This is a genomic window from Thalassobaculum sp. (assembly GCF_040219615.1).
Lineage (GTDB): Bacteria > Pseudomonadota > Alphaproteobacteria > Thalassobaculales > Thalassobaculaceae > Thalassobaculum_A.
In genome coordinates, this window is record NZ_JAVJSE010000011.1 from 33,719 (window position 1) to 50,043 (window position 16,325).

Consider the following 16,325-nt stretch of genomic DNA (forward strand, 5'->3'; position numbering starts at 1 on the left):
CGGCCCAGGCGGTCCAAGCCGATCGTTCAGCCGCCGTCGACCGCCCGCCCGCATCGCTTGATGGCGCTGGTCCAGCCGCCGTCCACGCCCTGCCAGTACAGCCGGGCGGACGGATACCACGGTGTCTTCGCACGGCCGGCCCCCCAGCGCGCATCGGCGCCGGCGTCCAGCAGGACGCGGGTGTCGACGCCGCATCCGGCGGCCAGGTGGGCGACCAGCGAGTCGACGGTGACCACCACGTCGCAGGCCGCCGCCCGGGCCGCCAGATCGTCGACGTCGTTGGCGTCCGGGTCCGGCTCGATGCGGACCCGGTCGGCCGCGGTCGACCGTTCCTCGTCGCTCATCCCGCGTTGCAGGGAGACCAGGACCCGGCCGCTGGCCGACAGGGCGTCGAGCAGCGGGCGGAACGGCACGGACCGGCGGTCGGCCTCGGCGTCGGGATGCCGCCACGCCAACCCGATCACCCGTCCCGACGCCCCTTCGGCCCAGCGGTTCCGCCAGCGCTCGCGCTTGCCCTCGTCCGCCAGCAGATAGCCGCGGGGGATTCCCGCGTAGTCCTTGCGGTAGGCCTGCAGCCGATGGGCGAGGCCGCCGGACGCGCATTGCCAGTTCAGGAACCGGTCGGCCAGTTCGGGGTCGGGCGGCGTCGTCCGCGCGACCACCTCCGCTTCCGGGAACGAGCGCTGAAACAGAACCTGCAGCCGCGGATCGCATTCCAGGACCAGCGCGCTCGGGTTCTGCTCGCGCAGCGCCGGCAGCAGGGCGGCGAAGCTGACCTCGTCCGACGGCGTACCCTCGCCCCAGACCAGGATCGAGGAATCGGCGAGCGCGCTGCCGTTCCAGCCCGGCGTCTCGAAGCTGCGCGCCTTGACGCCGACCCGGTGATCCAGCGCGTATGCGTCGAACCGCGCCTCGTAGGCCGCCCATCCCTCCTCGTGGCGCCCGACGGCGAGCAGGGCGTTCGCGAGCACCGTGCGCGCCACCGGGTCGCCGTGCGACACCTCGACGGCGCGTTCGCCCGCCGCCACCGCCTCGTCCGGACGCCCCAGACGCAGGCAGACGTCGGCGAGTCCGGCAAGGCCGCGCCCGGAGTTCGGCAGCCGTTCGATGGTCTGGCGATACGCGTCCTCCGCCTCTTCCAGCCGTTCGAGCGTCATCAGCACATGGCCGAGCGACAGCCAGAGTGCCGGGGTATCGCTGTGCTGTTTCAGCGCCCGCCGCAGGTCGTCGTAGGCCTCGTCCGCCCGTCGCCCGGCGAGCAGCGCCTCGGCACGCTCGGCCTGGGCCTCCGGCCACAGCGGCGAGTCCTCGGGGATGCGGTCCAGGCAGGTCAGGGCCTCGCGGACCGCGCGTGCGCGCCAGGCCACCCGGCCCATGAGCAGCAGCGCCTCGGGTGCCTCCGGCGCCACCCGCCACGCCGCCTCGGCACGTTCCAGCGCTGCGTCCAGGCGTCCGAGCTCGAGCAGCACGTCGGCGGCCCGGGCCCGTGCGGTGATCGGTGCACCGTCGACCGCGGAGTCGTAGGCCTCCACGGCCTTCTCGCGCTCGCCGGCGCGGGCGAGCCGGTCACCTTCGGCTAGGGGGTCTTCACGACGAGGCATGGCGAATGGGCGATCTCAGACTGCGACGGGGGCGGAGATGTGGGGATGCGACTCGTAGCCGTCGATCCGGATGTCGTCGAAACCGAAGCCGAACAGGTCGTCGACCTCCGGGTTCAGCCACAGCCGGGGCAACGGCAGCGGTTCGCGTCCGAGCTGTTCGCGCGCCTGCTCGAGATGGTTCAGATAGAGATGGGCGTCGCCGAAGCTGTGCACGAAGTCGCCGACCCCGAGCCCGGTCACATGGGCGATCATGTGCGTCAGCAGGGCATAGGATGCGATGTTGAACGGCACGCCGAGGAACACGTCGGCGCTGCGCTGGTAGAGCTGGCAGGAGAGCCGGCCGTCCGCGACGTAGAACTGGAACAGGCAATGGCAGGGGGCCAGCGCCATGGCATCGAGTTCGCCGACGTTCCACGCGGAGACGATCAGGCGGCGCGAGTTGGGGTTCTTGCGGATCTGCTCCAGCAGCGTGGCGATCTGGTCCACGGTCCCGCCGTCGGGAGCCGCCCAGCTCCGCCACTGCTTGCCGTAGACCGGGCCGAGGTCGCCATCCGGCCCGGCCCATTCGTTCCAGATCCGGACCCCGTGGTCCTGCAGGTAGCGCACGTTGGTGTCGCCGGCCAGAAACCACAGCAACTCATGGACGATCGATTTCATGTGCAGCCGCTTGGTGGTCACCATCGGGAACCCCTCGCGCAGGTCGAACCGCATCTGGTGCCCGAACACGCTACGCGTGCCGGTGCCGGTCCGGTCGCCCTTGAGCGTGCCGTCCGTCATCACGCGGTCCATCAGGTCGAGGTACTGACGCATGCGCTCCTCCGTCACGAGGCTGACAGCATAACCGAGTCGCCCGGCGTGACGGTCCCCCTTTCATCGCGGCCACGAACCGCCTATATGTACGAGCGTCGGCGACGGTCGACTATGGCGATAAACGGGCGACGGAATAAGCGTAGCGGACCCGGGGGCAGTACCCGGCGCCTCCACCAAATTCCTCCGGCCGATCCGAATGGATCCGGCCGGGGCTCATGGGGGCGAAACAGGATCGACGCGCGTGGTAAAGGCCGTCTTTTCGCTCGGTATGGTACCACCGTTATCGGGCTACTTTATAGTTGCGAATGACAACTATGCTGGGGAGCTCCGCGCCGCTGCTTAAGCGGTAAGGAACCCCGAACAATCCGTTGCGGTTAGCGTCGTAACGTGGGGCTCGCGGGCCGCCTAGCAACAGAAGGCCCGCACTTCCCCGCTCTCCCGCCGCTGTCCGAAGTTTTGCCTTGAGGCCCGCCGGTCGGTGGTGTTCATTGGCGGGACGTCCCGAGTGCATGAGAGCCGATGGCGGAAGATCTTTTCCGATACGACCTGATGGTCGAGAACGCCCTGCGCGGTGTCGTCCGCGACGCCCTGCTGCGGGCTGTCGAGCACGGCTTGCCGGGCAATCACCATTTCTATCTGACCTTCAAGACCCGGGCTCCCGGGGTCGAGATCCCGAGCTATCTGGTCGAGCGCTACCCCGACGAGATGACCATCGTCCTGCAGTACCAGTACTGGAATCTGGAGGTCGAAGACCGCCGGTTCTCGGTGATGCTGAGCTTCAACGACGTGCGTGAGCGCCTGCTGGTGCCGTTCGAGGCGCTGTCCGGATTCGCCGACCCGTCGGTGCAGTTCGGCCTGCAGTTCCAGGACTCCAGCGCAGCCGGATCCGGCGACAGCGACCCGGACCCGACGCCCCCGGACGGCGGCGGCGACGCGCCGGCCGACGGCGGCACCGGCGAGGTCGTCTCGCTCGACCATTTCCGCAAGAAGAAGTGATCCCGGCCGGCGCCCGGACCCCGGCGCCGCCTCCTGCCCGAGAGGACCCCCGATGGCGGCGTTCGATTTCACCGAGATGTTCCCGCTCGGCCCCGACACCACCGATTACCGCAAGCTGACATCCGACCATGTGTCGGTCGCCTCGCTCGGCGGACGCGAGGTGGTCAGCGTCCAGCCGGAGGGCCTCACCCTGCTCGCCGAGCAGGCGTTCAAGGACATCTCCCACCTGCTGCGCCCCGGCCACCTCCAGCAGCTGCGCAACATCCTCGACGATCCCGACGCCTCGCCGAACGACCGGTTCGTTGCCTACGACCTGCTGAAGAACGCCTCGATCGCCGCCGGCGGCGTGCTGCCGATGTGCCAGGACACCGGCACCGCCATCGTCATGGGCAAGAAGGGCCAGAACATCTTCACCGGCTTCGACGACGAGGAGGCGCTGTCGCGCGGGGTGTTCAACACCTACGTCAACACCAACCTGCGCTACAGCCAGCTCGCCCCGCTCGACATGTTCGCAGAGAAGAACACCGCATCCAACCTGCCGGCGCAGATCGAGCTCTATGCCGACAAGGGCGACGCCTACAAGTTCCTGTTCATCCAGAAGGGCGGCGGCTCGGCCAACAAGACCTTCCTGTTCCAGCAGACCAAGGCGGTCCTGAACCCGGACAGCCTCGCCAAGTTCCTGGACGAGAAGATCCGCACCCTCGGCACCGCGGCCTGCCCGCCCTATCACCTGGCGATCGTGATCGGCGGCACCTCGGCCGAGTTCAACCTGAAGACCGTCAAGCTGGCCTCGACCCGCTACCTCGACGGGCTGCCGACGGCCGGCTCCGAGAGCGGCCACGCCTTCCGCGACCTGGAGTGGGAGCAGAAGATCCTGCAGATGACCCGCGACATGGGCATCGGCGCGCAGTTCGGCGGCAAGTATTTCTGCCACGACGTCCGGGTGATCCGGCTGCCGCGGCACGGCGCCAGCTGCCCGATCGGCATCGGGGTGTCGTGCTCGGCCGACCGCCAGGCGACCGCCAAGATCACCCGCGACGGCATCTACCTGGAGCGGCTGGAGGCCGATCCGGCGAAGTACCTGCCGGACATCGACGAGGCCGCGCTGACCGCCGACGCGGTCGAGATCGACCTGACGCGTCCGATGGAGGAGATCCGCCGGACCCTGTCGCAGTATCCGATCAAGACCCGGGTCTCGCTGACCGGCCCGATGATCGTGGCGCGCGACATCGCGCACGCCAAGCTGCAGGAGCTGATCGACGCCGGCAAACCGCTGCCGGACTACGTCAAGAACCACCCGATCTACTACGCCGGGCCGGCCAAGACCCCGCCCGGCTATGCCTCGGGCGCGTTCGGGCCGACCACGGCCGGCCGCATGGACAGCTATGTCGAGCCGTTCATGGCGGCCGGCGGCAGCTTCGTGACGCTGGCCAAGGGCAACCGCTCGCCGATGGTGCGCGAGGCCTGCAAGAAGCACGGCGGCTTCTATCTCGGCTCGGTCGGCGGCGCCGCCGCCAAGCTGGCGCTGAACTCCATCAAGAAGGTCGAGGTCCAGGAGTTCCCGGAACTCGGCATGGAGGCGGTCTGGCGGATCGAGGTCGAGAAGTTCCCGGCCTTCATCGTCGTCGACGACAAGGGCAACGACTTCTTCTCCGGCATCTGACCGGGGGCTCCGCGCCGTGGAGGCCGTCCCCGACCTGCTGGTCGACGGGCCGGGCGGCGCGGCCGTCACCGTCGTGCTCGCGCACGGCGCCGGGGCGCCGATGGACAGCCCGTTCATGACCGCGATGGCGGCGCGGCTGGCCGCCCGGAGCCATCGCGTCGTGCGCTTCGAGTTTCCCTACATGGCGGCGCGCCGGCTCGACGGACGCCGCCGTCCGCCGGACCGGCAACCGGCGCTGCTGGCCTGCTGGCGTCGGGTGGTCGACGCCCTGGGCGGCGGGCAGCGGCTGGTGATCGGCGGGAAGTCGATGGGCGGAAGGATGGCGTCGCTGCTGGCCGCCGAGGATGGCGCCCGCGGGCTGGTCTGCCTCGGCTACCCGTTCCACCCGCCGGGCAAGCCGGAACGCACCCGGGTCGAACACCTTGCCGGCCTGGCCGTGCCGGCCCTGGTCGTCCAGGGCACCCGCGACCCGTTCGGCACGGCCGCCGACGTCGCCGGCTACCGGCTTTCGCCGTCGGTCTCGGTCACCTGGATCGACGACGGCGACCACGACCTGAAGCCGCGCAGGAGCAGCGGGCGCGACCACGACTCCGCACTCGACGAGGCGGCAGTGGCGGTCGACCGCTTCCTCGGCACACTCCCTGCCTGAGCGTCTGGCCGGTCGGCGTCGACCATGGGGTTCGACGAACGACACCGGTCGACGCAAAGCCGGTCGGTTCCTCGGATCCATCCCCGCCGGTTCGGCGGAACGGGATCAGCGCCGCAGGATCTTGCGGGCCTCGTCGAGGCTCAGCCCCGCCGCTTCCAGTTCGCCGGCGGACACCAGCGGAAAGCCGGCACCGGTACTGGCGATACTCGACCGGGTCCGCAGCCAGCCGTCCTCTCCCAGAATCGGCCCCGCCTCGCGGGTCGTCATCCAGCCGACAACCCCGCCGATGAGGATGGGCCCGACGATCACGGCGGCCAGCGCCAGGACGACTACGGTCCGCCGCAGAGCGACCCGTGCCGCCGACTGATCCCAGTCATTCGCTTCGATGGTCTGAATGCTCACATCGAGACTCCCCAGCTCGACGGTTGCAGAAAGCAACTGCGCAATCTTACCGCGTCTGCGCGAGCTTTAGAAGTCCCCCTGTCGCCCCGGTCGACGATGATTCGGTCGGGCACGGCGGCGACCGTCTCCTCAAGCCTGCGACGCAGCCGGCTCGGGGCGATGCGAAACGTAATTCTCAAGCTTTTTAATCAAGTACTGGACGTCTTCCTCGCTGACCCCCGGCTCGTCGGCGTCGAACCGGGTGAGCACCCGCTCGATCACAGTCTCGGCGAACCGGTCGCGGTCGGCCGGTCCGTCGCCCAACTCGGTCTCGTCGACCGTCTCGATGGCCGCCCGCAATACAACCTTGTCGCGCGCCGCGATCCCGGCCTTCTCGGCCAGTGCCTCCAGGCCGCGTCGACCGGCGTCGTGAACCAGGCGGCCGGCATTGTCGACCGGGACGCCGGCCATCACCGCCAGGGCCGTCTCGACGAACGCCATGTCGCCGACGCAGGCGGCCCGCACGATGATCGACGAGTTCAGGCGGCCACCGGTCGCGAGCGAGCGGACCAGATCCTCGACCCGCTCCGGCGAGGAGTTGTCGTCCACCAGTGCAAGCGTGGCGCGCTCGCGGCTCTCGAGGATCAGGTCGGTTGCCAGATCCGACGGCAGGGCGTGGCGTCTGACCAGCTCGCTCTTCAGCCGCTCCGACACCACCGCGACCAGCCGCTCGGCCACAGCGACCGGCAGGGCGTCGCGCGCGATCATCGGCGCGTGCACGCGCTCGCTGTCCGGGAACCGGTCAAGGGCGAGGTCGAGGGTCGGCTCGGCGAGTTCGGCCCCGGGGTTCGAGACCACCGCCACAACCACGTCTTCCGAGCCGTGCGCCACCAGCGCATCGGCGACCACCTCGGACAGCGACGGACGCGCGGCGACCGCCAGCTGCTTGGTCTCGTCCTCGCCGACCACCAGGTCGACCAGGTCGCTGTCCGTGAGGACGCTCGACTCCGAGAGCACGGGGGTTGCGACGCTGGCGATGTCGCGGGCGAGGAGCAGGGCCACGTCATGCGGCAGGTCGGGGGTTCGGCGCACAGCCTGGGCGAGAGTCTCGCGCACCTGCCGTTCGAGGTCGACCGCCAGGCGCCGGACGATGTCGGTCGCGAGCCGACGCTCGCCCTCGGCCAGCGCGCCTGTGTCCAGAGCGATCCCGACCGTCTCGGCGACCTCGGCCCGAGCGGACGGCGAACTGTCCTTCGACAGCTTCGCTACCAGCGCTGCCGTCGGCAACCTCGCTCCCTGTCCAGCCGAGGGCTTAGATCCGCTCATCTCTCAAACCTCCAGACGGCCAAGCTTCCGCCCGGCACGGGAGAGGCTAGCGGCAGCATGTTAACGAAATGTTGCCGAGCCCCGAGCCGTCAGTCCCGGACCACCATGACCGAACACCGGGCATGCCGCACGACACGGGCGGCATTCGGTCCAAGCAGGTAGTCCTCAAGCTCCGGTCGGTGCGACGCCAGCACGATCAAGTCGCATCCGGTATCTGCCGCATACCGCAGGATCTCCTGGTAGATCGTACCATGGCCGACGATATGTTGAAGTTTGATTTCCTTCGGCAGGTTCTCGGCGGTGAAATCGTGAAGCGCCTTGTTGGCGGCGTCGATCGCCTGACGCTCGTGCTCCTTGGTGAAGAATCCACCCACCAGGCTCATCCCGTAGTCCGGCACCACGGTGATGACGTGAATCCGCGCCCCGAAGGTCCGCGCCAACTCCACCGCCGTGGCGACGGCCTTCATCTGGGTTCCCGGGTGCACCAGGTCCACCGCCAGCATGATATCGGCGTACATCGCGCCGCCCTCCCTCGGTTTCTCGGCCGCCTAGGCTGCCGGCGCGTCTAGAACGCCGGCACGTCGGTTCGGCGTCGCTGCAGCATGATCACCAGGGCGAGCAGCAGGAGCGCCGGAATGTAGAAGACCTCCTTCGCGATCCGCTCGGTCGGCACCTCGATCGCGACCACCCGGACCGGCTGATCGCCGTAGAAATCGAAGTCGAGCAGCTTGCTGCCGGGAACACTGGTCGGCTGGAACGGCTCCTCGAGCCTGGCGACGCCGTCCTCGACCGCGACATGCAGGTCCTGGGCCTTCAGCCGCTCGGCTCCCGCCGCGCCCTTCGGGCCGAGCGGCAACAGGAAGGTGATCGTCTCGGTCTTGTCGGCGTACTTGATCGACGGCCCCTCGACGACGATCCGCATCCCGTCGTCGGACGGCTCGGCCTCGGCAAACTCGACGATCTTCGCCGGATCCTCCTGGTGGAACGGCGGCGCGACCAGGTCCAGCCAGAATCCGGGCCGGAACAGGGTGAACGCGATCAGCAGCAGGGCCACCGCCTCCCAGGCCTTGTTCCGGGCGAAGAAATAGCCCTGGGTCCCGGCCGCGAACAGCATCATCGCGACCGTCGCGACCACGAACACGTAGACCGCCTCCCAGGCCGTCACGTTGATCAGCAGCAGGTCGGTGTTGAAGATGAACAGGAACGGCAGCGCCACGGTCCGCAGCGAGTAGTAGAACGCGGTCACGCCGGTCTTGATGGGATCGGCACCGGAGATCGCCGCCGCCGCGAACGAGGCGAGACCGACCGGCGGCGTCACGTCCGCCATGATCCCGAAGTAGAAGACGAACAGGTGGACCGCGATCAGCGGCACCAGGAGGCCGTTCTGGGCGCCGACGTCCACGACCACGGCGGCCATCAGCGACGACACCACGATGTAGTTGGCGGTGGTCGGCAGGCCCATCCCGAGGATCAGGCTGAAGATCGCCACCAGCACGAGCATGGCCATCAGGTTGCCGCCGGACAGGAACTCGATGAACTCGCCCATGACCTGATGCGCACCGGTCAGCGAGATCGTCCCGACGATGATGCCGGCGGCACCGGTCGCCACGGCGATGCCGATCATGTTGCGGGCGCCGGCGATCAGCCCCTCGATGACGCTCGCGAAGCCGCGCCGGAACGCCCCGGCATAGTCGCCGGACTTGCGGAACAGGGCCTTCAGCGGGTCCTGGGTCAGCTGGATGAAGATCAGCGCCACGGTCGCCCAGTAGGCCGACAGCCCCGGCGACAGCCGCTCGATCATCAGGTTCCAGACCAGCACGACGATCGGGACCAGGTAGTACAGGCCGGTCATCAGCGTCGGCCCGGCCGCCGGCAGTACGCTGACCGGTGCGTTCGGGTCGTCGAGTTCCAGGTCCGGATAGCGCGCGGCCAGCGCCACCAGGCCCACGTACACCGCCAGGAACAGCACCACCATCGCCTCGAAGGTGGCGTCGGGGAACACCTGCTTGGTCCAGCCCAGGCCGTAGTAGATCACCGCCGCGGTGATCGCCATGGACAGGAACCCGGTCAGGGCACCCAGCAGCTTCTGCAGGCCGGAGCGCATCGGGCCCGGCTTGGGCAGACCCTTCATCCCCGACTTCAGGGCCTCGAGGTGCACGATGTACAGCAGCGCGATGTAGGAGATCGAGGCCGGCAGGATGGCGTGCTTCACCACGTCCAGGTAGGTGACGCCGACGTATTCCACCATCAGGAACGCCGCGGCCCCCATGACCGGCGGCATGATCTGGCCGTTCACCGAGGACGCCACCTCGACCGCGCCGGCCTTCTCGGCCGGGAAGCCGACCCGCTTCATCAGCGGGATCGTGAAGGTGCCGGTGGTCACGGTGTTGGCGATCGAGGAGCCGGAGATCAGGCCGGTCATGGCCGACGACACCACCGCCGCCTTGGCCGGGCCGCCGCGCAGATGGCCGAGCAGTGCGAACGCGACCTGGATGAAGTAGTTGCCGGCCCCGGCCTTGTCGAGCAGCGAGCCAAACAGCACGAACAGGAAAACCATGGACGCCGAGACCCCGAGCGCGACGCCGAAGACGCCCTCGGTCTGCATCCAGAAGTGCCACATCGCCTTGCCGTAGGACGCGCCCTTCCACTGGATCACCTCGGGGATGAACGGCTGGTCCCCGAAGAACACGTAGACCAGGAACACCGAGGCCACGATCACCAGCGGCAGGCCGAGCGACCGGTAGGTCGCGATCATCAGAACCGCGAGCCCGAAGGTCGACACGATGAGATCGCCGGTGGTGGGCAACCCCGCCCGGTACGCGATGTTGCCCTTCTCGACGATCAGGTACAGGCAACAGGCGACGCCGATCACGGCCAGCACCCAGTCGTACCAGGGCACGCGGTCGCGCGGGGAGTTCTTGAACAGCGGATAGGAGAACGCCGCCAGGGAGAGCGCGAACGCCAGATGAACCGAGCGCGCCTCGTCCGAGTTGAAGATCACGTTGATCTTCAGCAGGTCGGTCAGGGCGTAGGGAATGTCCGAGGAGATGTAGAGCTGGAACAGCGACCAGACCAGCGCCAGGCCGGCGAGGAACACCCCGATCGGCCCCGTCGGATTGCGGCTGCCCGTGTCGCTCGAGGCGACCAGGTCCTGCAGGTCGATCTCGGCGTGCCTCGCGTCGCGCTCTGAACTCATCATGCCCCCCGGCCGACTTCAGGCGTCGGCTTATGTCGTTCCCGGTCGTCGTATTGTTGGTACCGGCCGAACCGGCCGGGGGCCATTCGGGCCCCCGGCCGGCGACGGTTACTTGAGCAGGCCGAGTTCCTTGTAGGCCTTCTCGGCACCCGGATGCAGCGGCGCCGACAGCGACGCTTTCACCATCTCCTCCGCCTGCAGATTGGCGAAGGCCGGATGCAGCTTCTTGAAGTCGTCCAGGTTGCTCATGACAGCCTTGGCGACCACGTAGGCCACGTCGTCCGGCACCGCCGCCGAGCTGACGAAGGTCGCGCCGACGCCGAAGGTGTTGGTGTCGTTCGGGTTGCCCGGATACATGCCGCCCGGGATCTTGGCGTGGCGGTAGTACGGGTTCTCGGAGACCAGCTTGTCGAAGACCGGGCCGGTGACGTTGACCAGGTTGGCCTCACAGGTCGACACGGTCTCCTGGACCAGTGCCGCCGGGTGACCGACCAGCCAGAAATAAGCGTCGATCTTGTTGTCGCAGATCGCCTGGCCGGTTTCCGCCGACTTCAGCTCGGCCGCCAGCTTCAGGTCGCTGCGCTGCCAGCCGACCGCCTTCTCGATCACTTCCCAGGTGCTGCGGGTACCGGAACCGGCGTTGCCGATATTGACCCGCTTGCCCTTCAGATCCTCGAAGTTGACGATCTTGGCGTCCTTGCGGGCCACGATCGTCACCGGCTCGGCATGCACCGAGAACACGCTGCGCAGTTCCTTGAACGGGCCGGCGCTCGCGAAGTCGCCGGTGCCGGTGTAGGCGTAGTACTGCACGTCGGACTGGGCGACGCCGAACTCCAGTTCGCCCGCGCGGATCGTGTTGACGTTGTAGGTCGACCCGCCGGTGGATTCCACCGAGCAGCGAATGCCGTGTTCCTTGCGGTCCTTGTTGACCAGGCGACAGATCGCGCCGCCGGTCGGGTAGTACACCCCGGTCACCCCGCCGGTGCCGATCGAAATGAACCGCTGATCGGCGGCCGAGGCCCCCTCGGTGCCGGCCGCTACCAGCGCGCCGGCGCCCAGCGCGACAGCAAATGTCGTAGCAAGAAGTCGCTTCATAAGAAGTCCTCCGAACTCTCCCGTTTCTCATCTGTATTCCGGTGACGGGAGCCCCTCCCTGGGACTGCCTCACCTGTCCGGCGACCGTGGCTTTTCGCTTCTCGGTCGCGCCGGGGCCTCTTTGTCCTGCAAACCCCGGCCTAACTATGCTCATTCTGGCTTATCCGCGTCAACGCGGGCCGGCCCCGCGCCCTGATCCGCAAGTGCTTGCACTCGGCCCGGAAATGCGGTTGGGTCGCGCAAAAAGCGAGCAATTCCACCAATAACTCGACCAAAACGGCGTGACCGCTATACGACAGTGCCATGACGGGCAATGATCCAGAGCGCTCGAGCGAGAAGGCCGGGCGGGCCGCGTTCGTCGTGGACGACGACGACCTGACCCGGCAGTTGGTGGCTGCCTATGCCGAACACCTGGGCTACCGCCCGGTCGAGGTGCAGCCCGACCGGACCGCCATCGCGGACGCCATCGCGGACGCCGGCACGGACGACGTCCTGATTCTCGACATCATCCTGGGTCCCGAGCTCGACGGCTTCGAGGTCATCCGCCTGCTCGGCGACGTCGCCTTCCGCGGGCGACTGATCATCGTCTCCGGTTTCGGCCAGGACTACCTGCAGACCCTCGGTTCCCTGGCGACCGCCCTGTCGATCCGGGTCGCGGGCGCGCTGGCGAAGCCGGTCACCCCGGCCGACCTGGAGCGTTGCCTGAACGGGTGAGCGTCAGCCGGCCAGGGCGGCGTCGACCGCGTCGCCGAGCCGCTCGACGATCTCGCCGATCTGGGACCTGTCGATGATGAACGGTGGCGCCACCAGCACGTGATCGCCACGGCGACCGTCGATCGTCCCGCCCATCGGGTAGACCATCAGGCCCCGCTCCAGGGCTTCGCGCTTGATGGCGGCGTTCAGCCGGCGGCCCGGGTCGAACGGCTCCTTGGTGGCGCGGTCGGCGACCATCTCGATGCCGAGAAACAGGCCGCGCCCGCGGATGTCGCCGACATAGGGATTGTTGCCGAAGCGCGATTCCAGCGCCTGCCGCAGCTCCGCGCCGCGCTCCCGCACGTTGTCCAGCAGGTTGTCGTCGCGGATGACGTGCTGCACGGCCAGGCCGGCGGCGCAGGCGGCCGGATGACCCATATAGGTATGGCCATGCTGGAAGAACCCGGAGCCGTCGCGGATCGCGGCGTAGATCCGGGCATCGACCAGGACCGCACCGATCGGCTGGTAGCCGGCGCCCAGGCCCTTGGCGATGACCAGCAGGTCCGGCGCCACGCCGTCCTCCTGGCAGGCGAACAGGTGGCTGGTCCGGCCCATGCCGCACATCACCTCGTCGAAGATCAGCAGCACCCCGTGCCGGTCGCAGATCTCGCGGATCCGCTTCAGATACCCGGGCACCGCGGGTACCGCGCCGGCGGTGGCGCCGACGACCGGCTCGCACACGAAGGCCGCAACCGTCTCCGGCCCGGCGGCGCGGATCGCCGCGTCCAGCTCGTCGGCGGCCCGGATGCCGTATTCCTCCAGGGTCTCGCCGTCGCGGCGGTCGCGGTACTCGTAGCAGGGAGCCACGTGGGTGGCGTCGATCAGGAGGGGCCGGAACTGCTCGCGCCGCCACTCGTTGCCGCCGATCGACAGCGCCCCGAGGGTGTTGCCATGGTAGCTCTGGCGCCGCGCGATGATCCGGTAGCGGTCCGGCTGGCCGACCTCGAGATAGTACTGCCGGGCCATCTTCAGCGCCGCCTCGACACCCTCGGAGCCGCCGGACACGAAATACACCATGTCCAGGTTGCCGGGCGCGGCATCGGCCAGGAAGTCAGCCAGCTGCTCCATCGGCTCGTTGGTGAAGAACCCGGTGTGGGCGTAGGGAATGGCGTCGAGCTGCGCCTTGATGGCGCCGATGACCCGGGCGTCGCTGTGACCGAGGCAGGAGACCGCGGCCCCGCCCGACGCGTCCAGGTAGCGCTTGCCGGACTTGTCGACGATGTAGACGCCATCGCCGCGGGTGGCGACCGGGGGGACCGACTTGGTCTGGCGATGGAACACGTGGGTCATGAGGGCCTCCTGCCGGCCGAGCCGGCGCTCCGTCAGGGGCAGTCAACGCCCGGCGCCCGGGACAGGTCAAGCACGCCTGAGCGGCCGGTCCGCTGACGATCCCGGCCGCTCAGGCGTTGATCGCCGGGTTGCCCAGGGTCCACACCACGATCTCGCGCAGCACCTTGCCGAGCACCTCGTCGAAGGTCGCGACGATCGACGTCATCCGATTGTCCGGAGCCGGCAGCGTTCGTTCCACGGTCGTCGCCGCCACGATGTGCCGCTGCGGCATGCGGACCAGCTTGACGTTGATCCGGACGCGAATCGTAGGCACTTGCGCGCCTTCGAGGTACTCCGCCTGGAACTCGCGCAGTTCGACCTGGAGCACGATGTCCGACCGCAGCGTCACCGACTCGCGGCCGACGCCGACGATGCGCTTGCTGTTCTCGAAGGATTCGATGAGCAGCCGCTGGACCATGTCCGGGGCCTCGTCGATCCAGCGCGCGCCGGCGTAGTAGTCGATGGTGTACGGCCCCCGTGCCACGGCAATCCGGGTGGTGGCGAGCGCCGCCGGCGACGACGGCCGGTCGACCCCGAGCTGCCGCGAGACGGTCGGCAGGTCCGCTGGAAAGGTGCTCTTCGGCGAGAGCGTATAGAGCGTCGGGGCCGGCCCGCCGATCGGAAGGCCGGAGCACCCGGCGAGCGCCAGGCCGGCGCCCCCGAGCAACAGGATGCGGCGGGTCGGGCGATGCGTCGTCATTGCTGTGTCTCCACCTGGCCCTCCCGGCGGCCGAACAGGAACTGTTTCGGGTCGCGGTCGATCTGCCGGACCACACGGTCGAGGCTGCCGACCAGCACCCGCGCCTCGATCAGGAACTGGGTGAGTTCGTAGAGCCCCGAGTTCGAGAAGTCCCGCATGCCGGGCCGCGCCTCGGCCACCAACGCCTCCAGCTGGGTGGCGGTGCCGCCGATCTTCTCGGTGGTCGCGCTCAGCCGCTCGGACAGGCGGCCGATCTCGACGTCGATGCCGGAGACGGTGCCGCGCGCCGCCGACAGCGTCACCGCGATCTCGTCGGTGATGGTCGCGAAGCTGCCCCGGATGTCGCGGATCAGCGGCACCAGTTCGGCCATCGCCGAGCGAACCTCGGACGCCGCCGCGGCCCCGTCGACCACCGCCGCCTCGATGTCGCCGGTACGCCGCCCGAGACTGGCGGACAGCACCGCAAGGTTGCGCAGGATCTCGGTCACCGAATCCTGGTTCTCCTGGCTGAAGAAGCCCTGCAGACGTGCCGTCAGGACCACCAGCTGGCTGGCGATCTCGGGCGCCGACTCGAACACCTTCTCCAGGCGCGACGCCCGCGACGGGATCGTCGGCGGCTGCCCGTCGACCGCCGCCGGCAGCAGCGGCGCGGCTTGCGACCCGCCCTGGATCTGGATGAATCCGACCCCGGTCAGCCCCTGGGATTCCAGGGTGGCGTACATGTCGGCCTTGATCGGCAGCGTAGCGTCGACCTCCAGGTCGACCTGGATCTTCTCGACATTGGCCGGGGCGATCTGGATTCCGGTCACCGAGCCGACCGGCACCCCGCGGTAGCGCACCGGGCTGCCGACCGACAGGCCGCCGACCGAGCCGTCGAACTCGATCCGATAGTCGGTCGCCTGCCGGTCGAGACGCAGGTCGCCGAACCAGACCGCCAGCCCCAGCCCGCCCAGGAACAGCACCAGGACGAAGGCGCCGACCAGTACGTAACCCGCCCGGGTCTCCATTCTCAGTGCTCCTCCCCGTCGTCCCGGGCGCTTGTCCGGGTCGCGGTCTCGAAAGCCGCTCGCGCCCGCGGGCCGTGGAAATACTCCTGGATCCACGGGTGCGGGTCGCGCATCAGCTCGGCCATGGTGCCGACCACGATGCGCTTGTCCACCAGCACCGCGATGCGGTCGCAGATCCGCGCCAGGCTGTCGAGGTCGTGGGTCACCATGACCACGGTCAGGCCGAGCGCGCGACGCAGATCCAGGATCAGTTCGTCGAAGGCGGCGGCGCCGATCGGGTCGAGCCCGGCGGTCGGCTCGTCGAGGAACACCACCTCGGGGTCCAGGGCGAGCGCACGGGCCAGGCCGGCGCGCTTCTTCATGCCGCCGGACAGTTGCGACGGGAACTTGCCGCAGGCGTCGGGCGGCAGCCCGACCAGGCCGACCTTCAGCCGCGCCAGCTCGTCCATCAGCGGCTTGGGCACGTCGCCGCGCTCGCGCATCGGCACCTCGATGTTCTGGCCGACGGTCAGCGCGCTGAACAGCGCACCCTCCTGGAACAGCATGCCGAAGCGCCCGGCCAGACTGGCGGTGGTCGAGCCGTCCCAGGCCACCGGTTCGCCGAGCAGCACGACCTCGCCCGCGGCCGGGCGCTGCAGGCCGATGATGGTCCGCAGCAGCACGGTCTTGCCGGTGCCGGAGCCGCCGACCACGCCGAGGATCTCGCCGCGCCGGACCTCCAGGTCGAGGCCGTCGTGGACGGTCTGCGGCCCGAACCGCGAGACCAGGCCGCGCACCGCGATGGCCGGCTCGGCACCGGGATCCGGCTCGACCGCCACC

General features: G+C 68.9%; 15 protein-coding genes and 1 other RNA gene. 5 read left to right on the plus strand and 11 right to left on the minus strand.

Annotation, left to right across the window (positions count from 1 at the left end; genetic code table 11):
• Positions 1-26: 26 nt before the first annotated feature.
• Both RIC31_RS07430 and RIC31_RS07435 read right to left on the minus strand, forming a co-directional pair.
• Positions 27-1,532 (minus strand): tetratricopeptide repeat protein, encoded by a 1,506-nt coding sequence (locus RIC31_RS07430; RefSeq protein WP_350104728.1) that lies wholly within the window; start codon positions 1,530-1,532, stop codon positions 27-29.
• Positions 1,533-1,616: 84 nt separating this feature from the next.
• A complete protein-coding gene (locus RIC31_RS07435; RefSeq protein ID WP_350104729.1) occupies positions 1,617-2,411 on the minus strand; it encodes a thymidylate synthase in 795 nt (264 codons plus the stop codon).
• Between the two features lie 54 nt (positions 2,412-2,465).
• Here RIC31_RS07435 and ssrA point away from each other — a divergent pair.
• The 4 genes from ssrA to RIC31_RS07455 all read left to right on the plus strand — a co-directional run bounded on the left by ssrA (position 2,466) and on the right by RIC31_RS07455 (position 5,719).
• Positions 2,466-2,838, plus strand: a transfer-messenger RNA (tmRNA) gene (gene ssrA / locus RIC31_RS07440).
• 92 nt (positions 2,839-2,930) lie between these two features.
• Positions 2,931-3,407 carry an SspB family protein gene (locus tag RIC31_RS07445; RefSeq protein ID WP_350104730.1) on the plus strand — a complete coding sequence of 159 codons (477 nt, stop codon included), beginning with the start codon at positions 2,931-2,933 and terminating at the stop codon, positions 3,405-3,407.
• Positions 3,408-3,459: 52 nt separating this feature from the next.
• Positions 3,460-5,070, plus strand: coding sequence for a fumarate hydratase (locus RIC31_RS07450; protein WP_350104731.1), 1,611 nt, complete (start codon positions 3,460-3,462; stop codon positions 5,068-5,070).
• A 16-nt stretch (positions 5,071-5,086) separates the two neighbouring features.
• Entirely contained in the window at positions 5,087-5,719 is a 633-nt protein-coding gene (locus tag RIC31_RS07455; protein ID WP_350104732.1) for an alpha/beta family hydrolase, read from the plus strand.
• A gap of 105 nt (positions 5,720-5,824) precedes the next feature.
• Here the strand turns inward: RIC31_RS07455 and RIC31_RS07460 are convergent, their stop codons facing one another.
• The 5 genes from RIC31_RS07460 to RIC31_RS07480 form a co-directional block, all read right to left on the minus strand.
• Positions 5,825-6,121: an eL13 family ribosomal protein gene (locus RIC31_RS07460; RefSeq protein WP_350104733.1), complete on the minus strand. Its 297-nt coding sequence runs from the start codon at positions 6,119-6,121 to the stop codon at positions 5,825-5,827.
• 129 nt (positions 6,122-6,250) lie between these two features.
• A complete protein-coding gene (gene spbR, locus RIC31_RS07465; RefSeq protein ID WP_350104734.1) occupies positions 6,251-7,387 on the minus strand; it encodes a SpbR family protein in 1,137 nt (378 codons plus the stop codon).
• 128 nt (positions 7,388-7,515) lie between these two features.
• Positions 7,516-7,944, minus strand: a complete 429-nt coding sequence (locus RIC31_RS07470; RefSeq protein WP_350104735.1) for a universal stress protein — start codon at positions 7,942-7,944, stop codon at positions 7,516-7,518.
• Between the two features lie 47 nt (positions 7,945-7,991).
• Positions 7,992-10,622, minus strand: coding sequence for a TRAP transporter permease (locus RIC31_RS07475; RefSeq protein WP_350104736.1), 2,631 nt, complete (start codon positions 10,620-10,622; stop codon positions 7,992-7,994).
• A gap of 108 nt (positions 10,623-10,730) precedes the next feature.
• The gene (locus RIC31_RS07480; RefSeq protein WP_350104737.1) at positions 10,731-11,717 is read right to left on the minus strand and encodes a TAXI family TRAP transporter solute-binding subunit; all 987 of its coding nucleotides are present in this window, start codon (positions 11,715-11,717) and stop codon (positions 10,731-10,733) included.
• A 303-nt stretch (positions 11,718-12,020) separates the two neighbouring features.
• Here RIC31_RS07480 and RIC31_RS07485 point away from each other — a divergent pair, with 303 nt between their 5' ends.
• Complete coding sequence (locus tag RIC31_RS07485) at positions 12,021-12,431, plus strand: response regulator (RefSeq protein WP_350104738.1); 411 nt, start codon at positions 12,021-12,023, stop codon at positions 12,429-12,431.
• 3 nt (positions 12,432-12,434) lie between these two features.
• Here the strand turns inward: RIC31_RS07485 and RIC31_RS07490 are convergent, their stop codons facing one another.
• From RIC31_RS07490 to RIC31_RS07505, 4 genes are all read right to left on the minus strand, one after another.
• Positions 12,435-13,760, minus strand: coding sequence for an aspartate aminotransferase family protein (locus RIC31_RS07490; protein WP_350104739.1), 1,326 nt, complete (start codon positions 13,758-13,760; stop codon positions 12,435-12,437).
• Positions 13,761-13,869: 109 nt separating this feature from the next.
• The gene (locus RIC31_RS07495) at positions 13,870-14,499 is read right to left on the minus strand and encodes an ABC-type transport auxiliary lipoprotein family protein (protein WP_350104740.1); all 630 of its coding nucleotides are present in this window, start codon (positions 14,497-14,499) and stop codon (positions 13,870-13,872) included.
• Entirely contained in the window at positions 14,496-15,506 is a 1,011-nt protein-coding gene (locus tag RIC31_RS07500) for an MlaD family protein (protein WP_350104741.1), read from the minus strand. The genes RIC31_RS07495 and RIC31_RS07500 overlap by 4 nt, the downstream gene beginning before the upstream one ends.
• A gap of 2 nt (positions 15,507-15,508) precedes the next feature.
• Positions 15,509-16,324, minus strand: coding sequence for an ABC transporter ATP-binding protein (locus RIC31_RS07505; protein ID WP_350104742.1), 816 nt, complete (start codon positions 16,322-16,324; stop codon positions 15,509-15,511).
• Position 16,325 lies beyond the last annotated feature (1 nt).